At 63.0% G+C, this 15,149-nt stretch carries 16 protein-coding genes; 14 read left to right on the top strand and 2 right to left on the bottom strand.

Annotation, left to right across the window (positions count from 1 at the left end; genetic code table 11):
* The first annotated feature begins 26 nt into the window (after positions 1-26).
* On the top strand, positions 27-2,063 hold the full coding sequence (locus AC5ZG5_RS28950; protein ID WP_456644959.1) for an ABC transporter ATP-binding protein: 2,037 nt from the start codon (positions 27-29) through the stop codon (positions 2,061-2,063).
* Positions 2,064-2,067: 4 nt separating this feature from the next.
* On the opposite strand, the gene AC5ZG5_RS28945 is transcribed toward AC5ZG5_RS28950, so the two are convergent.
* Positions 2,068-3,246 (bottom strand): FAD-dependent oxidoreductase, encoded by a 1,179-nt coding sequence (locus tag AC5ZG5_RS28945; RefSeq protein WP_456644960.1) that lies wholly within the window; start codon positions 3,244-3,246, stop codon positions 2,068-2,070.
* A 155-nt stretch (positions 3,247-3,401) separates the two neighbouring features.
* On the opposite strand from AC5ZG5_RS28945, the gene AC5ZG5_RS28940 reads away from it, so the two are divergent.
* The gene (locus tag AC5ZG5_RS28940) at positions 3,402-4,625 is read left to right on the top strand and encodes a GNAT family N-acetyltransferase (RefSeq protein WP_456644961.1); all 1,224 of its coding nucleotides are present in this window, start codon (positions 3,402-3,404) and stop codon (positions 4,623-4,625) included.
* Positions 4,626-4,669: 44 nt separating this feature from the next.
* On the opposite strand, the gene AC5ZG5_RS28935 is transcribed toward AC5ZG5_RS28940, so the two are convergent.
* Positions 4,670-5,677 (bottom strand): NAD(P)-dependent oxidoreductase, encoded by a 1,008-nt coding sequence (locus AC5ZG5_RS28935; RefSeq protein WP_456644962.1) that lies wholly within the window; start codon positions 5,675-5,677, stop codon positions 4,670-4,672.
* 97 nt (positions 5,678-5,774) lie between these two features.
* Here AC5ZG5_RS28935 and AC5ZG5_RS28930 point away from each other — a divergent pair, with 97 nt between their 5' ends.
* The 12 genes from AC5ZG5_RS28930 to rplV all read left to right on the top strand — a co-directional run bounded on the left by AC5ZG5_RS28930 (position 5,775) and on the right by rplV (position 15,143).
* Positions 5,775-6,398, top strand: coding sequence for a TetR/AcrR family transcriptional regulator (locus tag AC5ZG5_RS28930; RefSeq protein ID WP_456644963.1), 624 nt, complete (start codon positions 5,775-5,777; stop codon positions 6,396-6,398).
* Between the two features lie 934 nt (positions 6,399-7,332).
* Positions 7,333-7,704 carry a 30S ribosomal protein S12 gene (rpsL, locus tag AC5ZG5_RS28925; RefSeq protein WP_028168167.1) on the top strand — a complete coding sequence of 124 codons (372 nt, stop codon included), beginning with the start codon at positions 7,333-7,335 and terminating at the stop codon, positions 7,702-7,704.
* A 15-nt stretch (positions 7,705-7,719) separates the two neighbouring features.
* Positions 7,720-8,190, top strand: a complete 471-nt coding sequence (rpsG, locus tag AC5ZG5_RS28920) for a 30S ribosomal protein S7 (RefSeq protein ID WP_028168166.1) — start codon at positions 7,720-7,722, stop codon at positions 8,188-8,190.
* Between the two features lie 30 nt (positions 8,191-8,220).
* Positions 8,221-10,293, top strand: a complete 2,073-nt coding sequence (fusA, locus tag AC5ZG5_RS28915; protein ID WP_028168165.1) for an elongation factor G — start codon at positions 8,221-8,223, stop codon at positions 10,291-10,293.
* A gap of 40 nt (positions 10,294-10,333) precedes the next feature.
* Positions 10,334-11,524, top strand: coding sequence for an elongation factor Tu (gene tuf, locus AC5ZG5_RS28910; protein ID WP_028168164.1), 1,191 nt, complete (start codon positions 10,334-10,336; stop codon positions 11,522-11,524).
* Between the two features lie 83 nt (positions 11,525-11,607).
* Positions 11,608-11,916 (top strand): 30S ribosomal protein S10, encoded by a 309-nt coding sequence (gene rpsJ, locus AC5ZG5_RS28905; protein WP_002712302.1) that lies wholly within the window; start codon positions 11,608-11,610, stop codon positions 11,914-11,916.
* Positions 11,917-11,970: 54 nt separating this feature from the next.
* Positions 11,971-12,690 (top strand): 50S ribosomal protein L3, encoded by a 720-nt coding sequence (rplC, locus tag AC5ZG5_RS28900; RefSeq protein ID WP_028168163.1) that lies wholly within the window; start codon positions 11,971-11,973, stop codon positions 12,688-12,690.
* A gap of 1 nt (position 12,691) precedes the next feature.
* A complete protein-coding gene (rplD, locus tag AC5ZG5_RS28895) occupies positions 12,692-13,312 on the top strand; it encodes a 50S ribosomal protein L4 (RefSeq protein WP_028168162.1) in 621 nt (206 codons plus the stop codon).
* Positions 13,309-13,608, top strand: a complete 300-nt coding sequence (locus AC5ZG5_RS28890; RefSeq protein ID WP_028168161.1) for a 50S ribosomal protein L23 — start codon at positions 13,309-13,311, stop codon at positions 13,606-13,608. The genes rplD and AC5ZG5_RS28890 overlap by 4 nt, the downstream gene beginning before the upstream one ends.
* A gap of 13 nt (positions 13,609-13,621) precedes the next feature.
* Positions 13,622-14,455 carry a 50S ribosomal protein L2 gene (gene rplB, locus AC5ZG5_RS28885; protein ID WP_028168160.1) on the top strand — a complete coding sequence of 278 codons (834 nt, stop codon included), beginning with the start codon at positions 13,622-13,624 and terminating at the stop codon, positions 14,453-14,455.
* A gap of 12 nt (positions 14,456-14,467) precedes the next feature.
* On the top strand, positions 14,468-14,746 hold the full coding sequence (gene rpsS / locus AC5ZG5_RS28880) for a 30S ribosomal protein S19 (RefSeq protein ID WP_027583256.1): 279 nt from the start codon (positions 14,468-14,470) through the stop codon (positions 14,744-14,746).
* A 10-nt stretch (positions 14,747-14,756) separates the two neighbouring features.
* The gene (gene rplV, locus AC5ZG5_RS28875; RefSeq protein WP_028168159.1) at positions 14,757-15,143 is read left to right on the top strand and encodes a 50S ribosomal protein L22; all 387 of its coding nucleotides are present in this window, start codon (positions 14,757-14,759) and stop codon (positions 15,141-15,143) included.
* Positions 15,144-15,149: the final 6 nt, after the last annotated feature.

The raw sequence follows: 15,149 nt of genomic DNA, 5'->3' as shown, positions 1-15,149 counted from the left end.
CCGGCCGTGCAGTATCGGTTGGTTTCATGGCATCGAAGCCCCCATCATCTGACGGTCACAATCCGGTTGCGACGGATGAACTCGAGCTGAAAAAGAAGCTCGGGGCGAATGCCGATTCCGCTACGTCCAGGCCCGGCGGCAAGCCTTCGTCGACATCACCGCTTCCCGACGATGATGACGAAGCCGACGCCGAGAACGAAATCGAGCTCGATGACGATGATGAGGACGAGGACCTCGTCGTCTTCACCGCCAAGGAAGCCGCCGGCGCGCTTGCCACGATCTACGGCTTCGTCAAGCCGTATCTGGCCAACTACAAGCGGATGCTGGTCTTCGTCAGCTTCGGCCTCGTGGTCGAGACGTTGTTCAACGTCATCATGCCGCTCAGCCTGAAGTTCCTGATCGACGATGCGCTCGGCGAGGAGGATTTCCAGGCACTCTACAAGATCCTCGGCGTTCTTGCCGCCGCCGGGATCATCACCTCGATCATCGCGGTCTGGTACGAACGCTGGGACGCGCGGCTTGCCGCCTGCATTATCTCCGACGCGCGGACCAAACTGTTCGAGCACGTCCAAAACCTGCCGTCGTCCTATTTCGCCCGCACCAAGCGCGGCGAGATCCTGTCGCGCTTCTCGATCGACCTTTCGGCCTTCGAGGGCTCGGTCAAGAGCTTCGCCAACAGCGCCGCCCTGCCGTTCCTTGAGCTGATCGCCGGCATCATCCTGATGCTGTTCCTGAGCTGGCAGCTTGCCGTGGTCGCGCTACTCGTGTTTCCGATCACCTTGATCGGGCCGCGGATCCTGACCCCGAAGGCGGTGCAGGCCAATTACGAGCAGAAGCTGAACGAGGCCGCGCTGCTCGGCACCGTGCAGGAGAATGTCGCGGCCCAGGCCGTGGTGAAGGCGTTCAACCTGCAGCGCCGCGCGCTCGGCTGGTTCACGATGCGCAACAACGACGTGCGACGGAAGGCAGCTTCCGCCATGTTCCTGTCGACCATGGTGGAGCGCACCGTCACCATCGCGGTGCTGCTGTTGCACCTCGTGGTGCTCGCGATCGGCGCCTATCTCGCCACCAAGGGCCAGATCACCATCGGCACCTTCGTCACCTTCGAAAGCGCATTCTGGGAGGTGTCCTACAACATCGCGCACCTGATGCACTTCATCCCGGTATCGATCCAGTCGGCGGCGGCGGTGCAGCATATGCAGGAACTCCTGGACGAGCCGACGCGCGGCGCCGACCGGCCGGGCGCGCCGGACCTGCCGCGCATCACCAATGACATCACCTTTGAGCGCGTGACGTTCCAGTACGAGGGCAGTCAGGAGCCGGTGCTGGATAATTTCAGCCTCAAGCTCAAGGTTGGTCAGCGTATCGCGATCGTCGGCCCCTCCGGCTCCGGCAAGAGCACGCTGCTCAATCTGATCCTGCGGCTTTACGTGCCGGACGAGGGCCGCGTCACCATCGACGGCGTCGATATCCGCAAGGTGACGCGTGAATCGCTGCGGCGAAGCATGGCGGTCGTGTTCCAGGAGAACATGCTGTTCAACATGTCGATCCGGGAGAACATCCGCCTCGGGAAGGAAGGCGCGAGTGACGAAGAGGTCGTGGACGCCGCGCGCAAGGCCGAGATCCATCGCTTCATCATGAGCCTGCCGCAGAAATACGACACCGTGGTCGGCGAGCGCGGCGACACGCTCTCAGGCGGCCAGCGCCAGCGCATCGCGATCGCGCGTGCCATCATCCGCAATCCGTCCGTGCTGCTGCTCGACGAAGCGACCTCGGCCCTCGACCAGACCACGGAGGCCGCGATCAATAGCACGCTGTTCAGGGTTGCCGCGGGCCGCACCATGATCTGGTCGACGCACCGGCTGACATCGGTGGTCGACATGGACGAGATCATCGTGATCTCCGGCGGCAAGGCGATCGAGCGCGGCACCCATGCCGAGCTGCTCGCCGCAAACGGCGTCTACCGCAAGCTCTGGGACGATCAGGGCCACGTCGCACACAATGCCGCTGCGCAGGCGGACGACGACGATGAAGACGATGATGAGGACGACGACGAGGAGTGATCCCTCAGCTTGATGTCGCGATCCGGTCTTGCCGGCCGGGGCGAAACGCGCCGGCGGTGGAGTAGCGGACGCCCTGCGCGAAACGGACCACGAAGCGGCCCCAGCGTCCGGCGCGCCAGGTCAGGCCATGGTCGATCGACAGCGAGCGAAGGTGGTAGGCCTTGGCAAGCGATCGTGCCTCGCAGGCCTGCTTGACCGGATCGTCGTAGAACGCCTGGATCTTCGGCACGTCCATGCCGTCGCTCGAAAGCCACGCCGGGATGTGGACGTTGCACAGCCGCTCGACGTCGGTGAAGACCTTGTCGCTACCGGTGCCGGCGGCTGGGCAAGAGGTCGAGAACGCGTCGCCGACCAGCACGACACCGGGTTGCAGATATCCTTCGGTGACGTAGAGGTCGGCGGGCCTGATCCTGATCGGCCCGGAGACCATGAAGCCGCCGGTCATGCGGGCAAGCCCCGGCATCGTGGCGAGCATGGTGGCTTCCGGCGCCTGCCTGAACTGCTGCAGCCACGGGTCGGTCATGTCGCGGTAGACCATGAGGTTGGCGCGCATCGTTCCGCCGATCGGGAACAATGTAAGATAGGCCATGCGCGCGCTCGGCCGGCCCGGCCAATAGGTCAGCGCCGGAAAATCGAACGCCGCGCGGCCGACCGGCATGACATCGAAGCCAAGCGTGATTGAATGGCACGCGCTGATGATGCGGCGCTGCATGCCGAGCGTGTGGCGCAGGCCGGTGTTCAGGCCGTTAGCGAGCACGATGAGCCGTGCCGAGATCTCCTCATTGTTCGACAGCACGATCTTCTGCCGGTCGGCGCTGTTTGAAACAGCGTAGGCCTTGGCATGGATGATCTCGACATCGCCTGGAATCTGCGCGCGCATGGTGTTGACCAGCGTGTCATAGAGGATGCCGTGCTGATCGCTGGGCTTCTTGGCGACGACGTAGCCGAACCGCGCCTCCCACACCTGGCCGTCCAGCGTCGTGGCGCGCAGCGTCTCTTCGGCAAGGCCGGTCCTGCGCAACAGCGCGAGTTGATCTCCGCCGAGCTTCTCGCAGCGCAGCTCAGGCGGATAGCTCAGATGCGGGTCGATCAGGCACGCCGAGATGCCCGCGCGTCCGAGCATCGCCGCGGCGGTCGAACCGGCGAGCCCGCCGCCGATGATGGCAACATCCGTGTAGCGCATGCGTCTTGCCTCTGATCGCAAGGCTCCATGCATGGCCGAGAATCGCAAAGGAACCCTGAACTGGTGCTTCACAATCCAGTCAGTCCCGCGTCCGCTTAATTGAAAAGCAATGTCCCGCAAACACCATGGCGCGCGGTCGAAGAGTGCGGATTTCGATGATCTCGGTAACGATTGATTCACCCAGGCTGGACATCGCCCCGCAATGGGACGAGCTGGTGCGGCGTGCGTCGTCGAACGTGTTCATGAACCCGGCCGCGCTCGCGGCGGCCGTTGCGACCGACTTTGCCCGGATACGCGTGCTGCTGGCCTGGGAGCAGGGCGCTTCGCAGCGGACGCTCGTAGGCATCTGGGCGCTACAGGTGCGGCAGGCCGTGCGATTGTGGCCAAAGGTGTCGGAAGCGCTGCCCTACACTTATGCTTTTCTCTCCAGCCCGGTCGTCGATCCGGCCTTCGCCGATCAGGTCATTCCCGCATTCCTCGCCGCCATCGAACAAGACCCGCTGCTGCCTGATGTCCTCAGCCTCACGTCGTTCGACGGGGAGTGCCCGAGCTACGCGGCCATGTCAAAATGGCTGGCCGCCCGTGGCATCGAGCCGTTGATCGTTGCAACGAGCAGCCGGCCTTTCGTGACGAAGGAATTCGGCGTGAAGCGCAGCGGCTCGACGCGGAAAAAGCTGCGTCAGGACTGGAACAGACTGTCGGCGCTTGGCGCCGTCGATGTCGTCAACGACCGGTCGCCCGGCGCGGTCCGCCAGGCGTTCGAGACGTTTCTGGCGATGGAAAAGGCAAGTTGGAAGGGTGAGCGGGGCACGGCAGTGTTATCGGATGCCCGCGATGCCGCCTTCACCAGGCAGTTGGTGCACAATCTGGCCGACCGCCAAGCCTGCTCCGTCGCCTTGCTGCAGGTCAACGGCGAGGTCGCGGCTGCGCAGGTGCTGATGTATGGCGGCGCGACCGCCTACACCTGGAAGACCGCATACGATGCCCAGTTCGCGCGATATTCACCCGGGCATCTCCTCGTCGACAAGGTGACCGATCAGCTGTTCGCGCAGCCCGAGATCGAGGCGATCAATTCCTGCGCCGCCGAAGACAGCTTCATGGCCCAGCTATGGGCCGGCCGCCGCACCATGCTCGATCTGCTCTTCGATGTCAGCGGAACGAAGTCGCTGGGCTACCGGATGGAAGCGGGCCGGCTGCTCGGCTACCATTTTCTGCGGCGTCTGCGGGACCGCCTGCGGCAGCGTCGTCGGACATCCTCCGCCAGGGCGCCGCAGGGCACCGCGAGCAAGCCGGAAAAGGAAGCGGGTGCCGCGCTGCGCGCGCCAGCAAAGGCTGGGGTCCGTCGACACCAGGCGGAAGTCGAGGGCCTTGGCCATTGAGCTGGGCGTTGTAAGCCTTCTTGGCAGGACGGAATCGTTACTCGTCAGAACACATCCAGTGTCATGACCATTCCGCCGATCTTTTCGAGACGGGCAAAATAGGCTGCGGGCTCGAGGAGCTGATAGGGAAAGTAGAGGCCAGGGGGAGTTGCCGGATTGCCGTCGAGTCCGACGAGCCGTTCGAGAACCATGGCGACGCCTAGCCCCGTCAGTGGCATCTGTCCCTCAGGATGGACAATCGCATGACGGGTGCGGAGCGGTCGGCCCGCTTGATCCTCACCGGCAAGTTCGATGACGATCTCGGTCGACATCGGCTCTCCGCGGCGGCGAGTGGAGCTCACTCCAATCGCGAGACTGAATTGAACGTTTGGCGCGCCGGTCGCGGTCGCAAGGCCGACAACGTCATAGGGGGAGAGTGCGGAGGCCTCCATCAGGGTGCCGTCGACGGCGCGGAACTTGGCCTTGGCATCGCCGCCAACGCGCCAGAGGTAGGCGCCGTCCCGACGAGCAAGCGCCGCCGGCATGGTCTTCGTTTGGCGCTCCAGGTCGGCGGCTGCCGCCGGACCGAAGGCATCCTGCTCATCGAGCAGCGCGCCGATAGCGATGTCGTGGACCCGACCGAACGCCTTGGCGAATTCGAGCGTGGGGACCGTCGTCGCGCCGACGAGCCATTCCGTGCCCAGAACGACCGGCGCGGCGTCCGGGTCGTGGATGTAGGCTGCTACTTCGGGGCCCATCTCGATAATGCCTGGAGAAATGCTGATGTGCGGCACGCTGCGTGACTGAGCGAAACGGAGCCCGGCGATCCTTTCGTCCGTAAAAAGGACGGCGACGGCGCTGACCGGGCGCTCAACGAGTCCAAGGCCATCAACGGCCAGGTCGAGCACCACACCCTCCGCACCGCCAATTTCGGTCGCGGCTTTCTTGGCCTTAGCGAGATCGCGGCCGCCGATCAGTAGCGGCTGATCGGGATGGGCGGCGCGCAGGAATCGGGCCGTCCAGCGGCCGACAATGCCGGAGCCGCCGATCAGGAGAATGGGAGCTGGCGACATTGCGGTGCCTCTCAATCCTAGCGAACATAACCTAACGTCGGTAAGTTACCATTAGTAAGTTGCTGATGGTAGGTTCTGCAAGGGGGAGATCCGGACCGTGAAACACTCTTTGAGACCGAAAGCGCATAAGGCGCTTTCCGGTCGGCTCTCGAAGGCGGATCGACGGCGCCAGTTGCTCGATATGGCCCTCGTCATTATCCGCGAAGAAGGCGCCGATCGGCTGACACTGGGACACCTGGCCGCTCGTGCCGGAGTCTCCAAGCCAATCCCGTACGAACACTTCGGCACACGATCGGGGTTGTTGATCGAACTCTACAAGTCGCTCGACAGGGAGCAGGCGAATGCCCTGCGTGAAGCGTTAAGAAGCGTTCAGCGGAACTTAGGGGATACTGCCGACGTCCTCGCGACCGCCTATATCCACTGTTCCGCAGATACGAGTGGCGAATGGCACGCGGTGGGTGCGGCGCTGTCGGGCAGCGGGGAAATGGGCGCGGTGCACCAGGAGCTGATCGATGGGTACGTCCAGCTGTTCGTATCGGCGCTTGAGCCGCACAGCACGTTGCCGCCCGATGAACTACAACGGCGCTGTGTCGGCCTTGTCGGGGCGGGCGAAGCGCTCTCGGTCATGATGATCCGTGGTCATTGCAGCGAGAAGGAAGCTGCTGGAGCATTCTCCTCGCTGATTCGAGGCGGACTTTGCGCACCTTCGCCGCAACCGTAACGCGATCGGGGTGAAGCTTTTTTGACTTGTCGCGGCAGCGCGAGCGACAGGCCTTGGGCGACGTGGATATCAACGCACGCGCCTTGGTTGGATCGCAAGCTGCATCGGTCCGCGCGAATCGCTCGATCGGTGCGCCGCCGCCAGCTTCTCGAAGCGGAAATCTGGCGGACAGACATCCTGCAAATCGACCGGGATGGTCGAATGCCGGCCGGCCAAGCATGGCGGCTGCCGTGGAGTTGGCCACTCGCTGCCGATGATCGCAAGGCGGTACAGGGCAGGGGCTAAGCGCGTTCTTTGCGCCGGAAATGGCAAACAAGGCTTATTTTGCGCGAATCTTTGGTTGAGAGCCGCCTAAAAGCTGCTTCAGGCTATTTATGTCCGGATAAAATAGTCGGCCGACTCGCTCGGAAAGTGGGGCAGTAGACTTTGCGATTTTCACTCGCGCTGAGCGCGCGAAAGTGCCAAATCCATATGCAGCAGAGGCGTTTCTCGTATTGTCGTTTTGCTTGACTTCACTATCTACCGCTTATACAAGGCGCGAACTTAACGACAGGCGGTGAGCTACGCCAGCGTCGGAACGGAACACCCTATCAGACCTACTGGACTGAGGCGGGCACCAACCTCGACGAATGCCGCTCAAACGCTGTCGATGATAGCTAGGCAATGCCAGGGCGATTTTTGTTCTCTTGAGCGCGTTCTCTTGAGAGTGAACTCGGACGCATGACCTCGGTTTTCAGCCGGACAGCGAGAGCTGATCGGTCGTGATCGCGGTCCTCTGTGGGGTCAAGCGCTTTCCGCTCAGCAATGAGTGGTAGGCGCGATTTCGTTTTGCGCGAACGGTTTTCGTGTGAGGCGGCCGGACGGGCGGTTCGTTCCCGTGAAGAATTTGCGGAGCCAGTGAGGTTCCGCGCGAACTTGAAGGGTGAAGGCTGACATGCCGACGATCAACCAGCTGATCGCAAAACCACGGGAAGTGCAGAAGTCGCGCAAGAAGGTGCCGGCGCTGCAGCAGTCGCCGCAGAAGCGCGGCGTGTGCACGCGCGTCTACACGACGACCCCGAAGAAGCCGAACTCGGCGCTTCGTAAGGTCGCCAAGGTGCGTCTGACCAATGGGTTCGAGGTGATCGGTTACATCCCGGGTGAGGGCCATAACCTTCAGGAGCACTCGGTGGTCATGATCCGCGGCGGCCGCGTCAAGGACTTGCCGGGCGTGCGCTATCACATCCTCCGCGGCGTGCTGGATACCCAGGGCGTCAAGAACCGTAAGCAGCGTCGTTCGAAGTACGGCGCCAAGCGTCCGAAGTAAGCGGGAACAGGTAAGATGTCGCGTCGTCACTCTGCAGAAAAGCGTGAAGTGCTTCCGGACCCGAAGTTCGGGAACATCATCATCACCAAGTTCATGAACTCGGTCATGTACGCCGGCAAGAAGTCGGTCGCCGAGAACATCGTCTATGGCGCGCTCACCATGATCGAGGCCAAGACCAAGCAGAACCCGCTCGGCGTGTTCGAGCAGGCGCTTGAGAACGTCATGCCGACCATCGAGGTGCGTTCCCGCCGCGTCGGTGGTGCGACCTATCAGGTGCCGGTGGAAGTCCGCTCGGTGCGCCGGCAGGCGCTCGGCATCCGCTGGCTGATTTCGGCCGCGCGTGAGCGTAACGAGAAGACCATGACGGAGCGGCTCTCGGCGGAGCTGCTTGATGCGTCGAACAATCGGGGAAACGCCGTCAAGAAGCGTGAAGACGTGCACCGGATGGCGGAAGCCAACCGCGCCTTCTCGCACTATCGCTGGTAAGGCGAACAACGGAATTTAAGGAACAGCCCCATGCCCCGCCAACATGCCATCGAGGACTATCGCAACTTCGGTATCATGGCGCATATCGACGCCGGCAAGACCACGACGACCGAGCGCATCCTCTATTATACCGGCAAGAGCCACAAGATCGGCGAAGTGCACGAAGGTGCCGCGACGATGGACTGGATGGAGCAGGAGCAGGAGCGTGGCATCACCATCACCTCGGCTGCGACCACCGCGTTCTGGAACGGCAAGCGCCTGAACATCATCGACACTCCCGGCCACGTCGACTTCACCATTGAAGTTGAGCGCAGCTTGCGTGTGCTCGACGGCGCCGTGTGCGTGCTCGATTCCAACCAGGGCGTCGAGCCGCAGACCGAAACCGTCTGGCGCCAGGGTGACAAGTACAAGGTTCCGCGCATCGTCTTCGCCAACAAGATGGACAAGACCGGTGCCGACTTCTTCAAGTGCCTGTCCGACATCGTCGACCGCCTCGGCGCCAAGCCGATCGCAATCCAGCTGCCGATCGGCGCCGAGAACAACTTCAAGGGTCTCGTCGACCTCGTGAAGATGAAGGGCGTCATCTGGAACGACGAGTCGCTTGGCGCCAAGTTCGACTATGTCGACATTCCGGCGGATCTCGCCGACCAGGCCAAGGAATACCGCGAGAAGATGGTGGAAGCCGCCGTCGAGCTCGATGACGACGCCATGGCTGCCTATCTCGACGGCAAGGAGCCGGACGAGGCGACGCTGAAGCGGCTGATCCGCAAGGCCGTGCTGACTGGTGCGTTCTATCCGGTGCTGTGTGGCTCCGCGTTCAAGAACAAGGGTGTGCAGCCGCTGCTCGACGCCGTCGTCGACTATCTGCCGTCGCCGCTCGACGTGCCCGCGATCAAGGGCACCGACGACAAGGGCAACGAGGTCGTTCGCAAGGCTGACGACAAGGAGCCGCTGGCGCTGCTCGCGTTCAAGATCATGGACGACCCGTTTGTCGGCACCATCACCTTCTGCCGCATCTATTCGGGCATCCTGCAGAGCGGCACCGGCGTGATCAACTCGACCCGCGAGAAGAAGGAGCGGATCGGGCGCATGCTGTTGATGCATGCGAACAACCGTGAGGACATCAAGGAAGCCTATGCCGGCGACATCGTCGCGCTGGCGGGCCTCAAGGAAGCGCGCACCGGCGACACGCTGTGCGATCCGAACCACCCGGTGATCCTGGAAAAGATGGAGTTCCCGGATCCGGTGATCGAGATCGCGATCGAGCCGAAGTCGAAGGCCGACCAGGAAAAGCTCGGTGTCGCGCTCGCGAAGCTCGCGGCGGAAGATCCGTCGTTCCGGGTGACGACCGACCACGAGTCCGGCCAGACCATCCTGAAGGGCATGGGCGAACTGCATCTCGACATCAAGGTCGACATCCTGAAGCGCACCTACAAGGTCGATGCCAATATCGGCGCGCCGCAGGTGGCGTTCCGTGAGCGCGTGACCAAGCGGGTCGAGCACAGCTACACCCACAAGAAGCAGACCGGCGGCACCGGCCAGTTCGCGGCCGTGACGCTGATCGTCGAGCCGAACGAGGCCGGCAAGGGCTACGAGTTCGAATCGAAGATCGTCGGTGGTGCGGTGCCGAAGGAATATATCCCCGGCGTCGAGAAGGGCCTCGAGAGCGTGTTGGGCTCGGGCGTGGTCGCCGGCTTCCCGGTGGTCGACGTCAAGGTGCAGCTGATCGACGGCAAGTATCACGACGTCGACTCGTCGGCTCTGGCCTTCGAAATCGCAACGCGGGCCTGTTTCCGCGAGGCGCTGCAGATGGGCAAGTCCGTCCTGCTCGAGCCGATCATGAAGGTCGAGGTGGTGACGCCGGAAGACTACACCGGTTCCGTCATCGGCGACCTGAACTCCCGGCGCGGCCAGATCCAGGGCCAAGACATGCGCGGCAACGCCAACGTCATCAACGCGATGGTGCCGCTCATGAACATGTTCGGTTACGTGAACAATCTGCGCTCGATGAGCCAGGGTCGCGCAACCTTCACCATGCAGTTCGATCACTACGCCGAAGCGCCGGCGAACGTGTCGGCTGAAGTCCAGAAGAAGTTTGCCTGATTATCGTTGGTTGGCAGCTAACGATTGAACGGAGAGTCAAATGGCCAAAGCAAAATTTGAGCGTAACAAACCGCACTGCAACATCGGCACCATCGGTCACGTCGACCATGGCAAGACCTCGCTGACCGCCGCGATCACCAAGATCCTGGCGGAAACCGGCGGTGCGACGTTCACCGCCTACGACCAGATCGACAAGGCGCCGGAAGAGAAGGCGCGCGGCATCACGATCTCGACCGCTCACGTCGAGTACGAGACCCAGAACCGCCACTACGCCCACGTCGACTGCCCCGGCCACGCCGACTACGTGAAGAACATGATCACCGGCGCCGCTCAGATGGACGGTGCGATCCTCGTCGTGTCGGCTGCCGACGGCCCGATGCCGCAGACCCGCGAGCACATCCTGCTCGCCCGCCAGGTCGGCGTTCCCGCGCTCGTCGTGTTCCTCAACAAGTGCGACATGGTCGACGATCCGGAGCTGCTCGAGCTCGTCGAGCTCGAAGTGCGCGAGCTGCTCTCGAAGTACGACTTCCCCGGCGACAAGATCCCGATCGTCAAGGGTTCGGCGCTGGCCGCTCTGGAAGACAGCGACAAGAAGCTCGGCCATGACGCGGTTCTTGAGCTGATGCGCAATGTCGACGAGTACATTCCGCAGCCGGAGCGTCCGATCGACCAGCCGTTCCTGATGCCGGTCGAAGACGTGTTCTCGATCTCGGGCCGCGGCACCGTGGTGACCGGCCGTGTCGAGCGCGGCATCGTCAAGGTCGGCGACGAAATCGAGATCGTCGGTCTGCGCGACACTCAGAAGACCACCGTCACCGGCGTCGAAATGTTCCGCAAGCTGCTCGATCAGGGCCAGGCGGGCGACAACATCGGTGCGCTGCTCCGCGGTACCAAGCGTGAGGAAGTGGAGCGTGGTCAGGTGCTGTGCAAGCCGGGTTCGGTCAAGCCGCACACCAAGTTCAAGGCTGAGGCGTACATCCTCACCAAGGAAGAGGGCGGCCGTCACACCCCGTTCTTCACCAACTACCGCCCGCAGTTCTACTTCCGCACCACCGACGTGACCGGTGTCGTGCATCTGCCTGAGGGCACCGAGATGGTGATGCCTGGCGACAACATTGCGATGGAAGTGCACCTGATCGTGCCGATCGCGATGGAGGAGAAGCTGCGCTTCGCGATCCGCGAAGGCGGCCGCACCGTCGGCGCCGGCGTCGTCGCCTCGATCCTCGAGTAAGAAGCGAACAGGGAATGGCGAGTGGCGAATAGGAATTTCTATTCGCTACTCGCTACTCGCCACTCACCAAAGAAAGTACGGCAATGAACGGCCAGAATATCCGCATCCGTCTCAAGGCGTTCGACCATCGTATCCTCGATACGTCGACCCGCGAGATCGTGAACACGGCGAAACGTACCGGTGCCCAGGTTCGCGGTCCCATTCCGCTGCCTACCCGCATCGAGAAGTTCACCGTCAACCGTTCGCCGCATGTCGACAAGAAGAGCCGCGAACAGTTCGAGATGCGCACCCACAAGCGCCTTCTCGACATTGTCGATCCGACCCCGCAGACCGTCGATGCTCTCATGAAGCTCGATCTGGCCGCCGGTGTCGACGTCGAGATCAAGCTCTAAGTTTTTTGGATTGAAGTCCGCGCGAGCGGACGAAAGAGAACAGGAACCACGCCGATGCGCTCCGGAGTGATCGCACAAAAGGTCGGGATGACGCGGGTCTTTACAGAGGCCGGCGAACATATTCCCGTGACCGTGCTGAAGCTCGGCAACTGCCAGGTGCTGGGCCACCGCACCACTGAACAGAACGGTTATGTCGCACTGCAGCTCGGCTCAGGCTCGCGCAAGACCGTGTACATGCCGAAGGCCGAGCGCGGCCAGTTCGCCGTCGCCAAGGTCGAGCCGAAGCGCAAGGTCGCGGAATTTCGCGTCTCCGAGGACGCATTGATTCCGGTCGGCGCCGAGATCCAGGCTGATCATTTCGTGGTCGGTCAGTTCGTCGACGTGACCGGCACCTCGATCGGTAAGGGCTTTGCCGGCGGCATGAAGCGTTGGAACTTCGGCGGTCTGCGTGCCACCCACGGCGTGTCGATCTCGCACCGTTCGATCGGTTCGACCGGTGGCCGTCAGGATCCCGGCAAGACCTGGAAGAACAAGAAGATGCCCGGCCACATGGGTGTCGATCGCATCACCACGCTCAACCTTCGCGTCGTCCAGACCGATGTCGAGCGTGGCCTGATCCTGGTCGAAGGCGCCGTTCCCGGCTCCAAGGGCGGCTGGATCAGGGTGCGCGACGCCATCAAGAAGCCGCTGCCGAAGGAAGCTCCGAAGCCCGGCAAGTTCAAGGTTGCGGGCGAGCAGGCTGCCGAGGCGCCGGCCGAGCAGGAGGGTGCGTGAGATGGAACTGAAAGTCACCACCCTGGAGGGCAAGGAAGCTGGCTCGGTCCAGCTTTCCGACGCCATTTTCGGCCTCGAGCCGCGCGCGGACATCATTCAGCGCTGCGTGCAGTGGCAGCTCAACAAGCGCCAGGCGGGCACGCACAAGGCCAAGGGGCGCGCCGAGATCTGGCGCACCGGCAAGAAGATGTACAAGCAGAAGGGCACTGGCGGTGCCCGTCACGGCTCGGCGCGCGTGCCGCAGTTCCGTGGCGGCGGCCGCGCCTTCGGTCCGGTGGTTCGCTCGCATGCGACCGACCTGCCGAAGAAGGTGCGTGCGCTGGCGCTCAAGCATGCTCTGTCGGCCAAGGCCAAGGACGGCGGCCTGGTCGTGCTCGACAGCGCTGATATCAAGGAAGCCAAGACCAAGGCGCTGGTCGGTCACTTCTCCGGCCTCGGGCTGACCAATGCGCTGATCATCGACGGCGCCGAGCTCAACAACGGTTTCGCGGCCGCGGCCCGCAACATTCCGAATATCGACGTGCTGCCGATCCAGGGCATCAACGTCTACGACATCCTGCGGCGCCAGAAGCTGGTCCTGACCAAGGCGGCCGTCGATGCGCTGGAGGCGCGCTTCAAATGAAGAATATCGATCCGCGCCACTACGACGTCATCGTCGCGCCCGTTGTGACCGAAAAGGCGACGCTCGCCTCGGAGCACAACAAGGTGCTGTTCAAGGTCGCTTCCAAGGCCACCAAGCCGCAGATCAAGGAAGCGGTCGAGAAGCTCTTCGACGTCAAGGTTAAGAGCGTGAACACGCTGGTGCGCAAGGGCAAGACCAAGGTGTTCCGCGGCAATTTCGGCTCGCAGTCGGACACCAAGCGCGCGATCGTGACCCTGGAAGAGGGCCACCGCATCGACGTGACTACCGGACTATAAGGGCGTAACGACGATGGCATTGAAAACCTATAATCCAACGACGCCGGGCCAGCGCCAGCTGGTGATGGTCGATCGTTCGGCGCTCTACAAGGGCAAGCCGGTCAAGGCGCTCACCGAGGGCAAGCAGTCGAACGGCGGCCGCAACAACACCGGGCGCATCACCGTGCGCTTCCGTGGCGGTGGCCACAAGAAGGCCTATCGCAATGTCGACTTCCGCCGCGACAAGGTGGACGTGCCGGCGATCGTCGAGCGGTTGGAATACGACCCGAACCGCACCGCCTTCATCGCGCTGATCAAGTATCAGGACGGCGAGCAGGCCTACATCCTGGCGCCGCAGCGGCTCGCCGCGGGCGACACGGTCGTGGCCGGCAGCTATGTCGACGTCAAGCCGGGCAATGTGATGCCGCTCGGCAACATGCCGGTCGGCACGATCGTCCACAACATCGAGCTGAAGATCGGCAAGGGCGGACAGCTTGCGCGCTCCGCCGGCACCTATGCCCAGATCGTCGGCCGTGACCAGGACTACGTCATCATCCGCCTGAACTCGGGCGAACAGCGCCTGGTGCACGGCCGTTGCCGCGGCGCCATTGGCGCGGTGTCGAATCCGGATCACATGAACATCTCGATCGGCAAGGCCGGTCGTACCCGCTGGCTCGGCTGGCGCCCGCACAACCGCGGTGTCGTCATGAACCCGATCGACCATCCACACGGCGGCGGTGAAGGCCGCACCTCGGGCGGCCGCCACCCGGTGACCCCGTGGGGCAAGCCGACCAAGGGCAAGAAGACGCGGTCGAACAAGTCGACCAACAAATTCATTCTCCTAAGCCGCCACAAGCGGAAGAAGTAAGGAACGCCGGACATGGTTCGTTCAGTCTGGAAAGGCCCGTTCGTCGAGGCATCGCTGCTCAAGAAGGCAGATGCTGCGCGCGCGTCCGGCCGTCACGACGTCATCAAGATCTGGAGTCGCCGCTCGACCATCCTGCCGCAGTTCGTGGGCCTGACCTTCGGCGTCTACAACGGTCAGAAGCACGTGCCGGTTTCGGTGAACGAGGAAATGGTGGGTCACAAGTTCGGCGAGTTCTCGCCGACCCGTACCTTCCACGGCCACTCTGGCGACAAGAAAGCCAAGAGGGCTTGAGGATTAAGCGATGAGCAAACCAAAGCGCGAACGTGTCCTCGCGGACAATGAGGCCAAGGCCGTCGCCCGGATGCTGCGCGTCAGCCCGCAGAAGCTCAACCTGGTGGCGCAGATGATCCGTGGCCGCAAGGCATCGGCCGCACTTGCCGACCTGCAGTTCTCGCGCAAGCGGATCGCGGTCGACGTCAAGAAGTGCCTGGAATCGGCGATTGCCAATGCCGAGAACAACCATGACCTCGAGGTCGACGATCTCGTCGTCGCCGAGGCGCATGTCGGCAACGGCCTCGTCATGAAGCGTTTTGCCCCGCGCGGCCGTGGCCGCTCGGGCCGTGTCTACAAACCGTTCTCGCATCTCACGATCGTGGTTCGTGAGGTCGAGGCCGAGGCGAGCGCTTAAGAGAAG

The organism is Bradyrhizobium sp. Ses1 (assembly GCF_059512365.1).
Note: the sequence above shows the minus strand (reverse complement) of the source record. Positions and strands in the feature narration are given on the sequence as shown.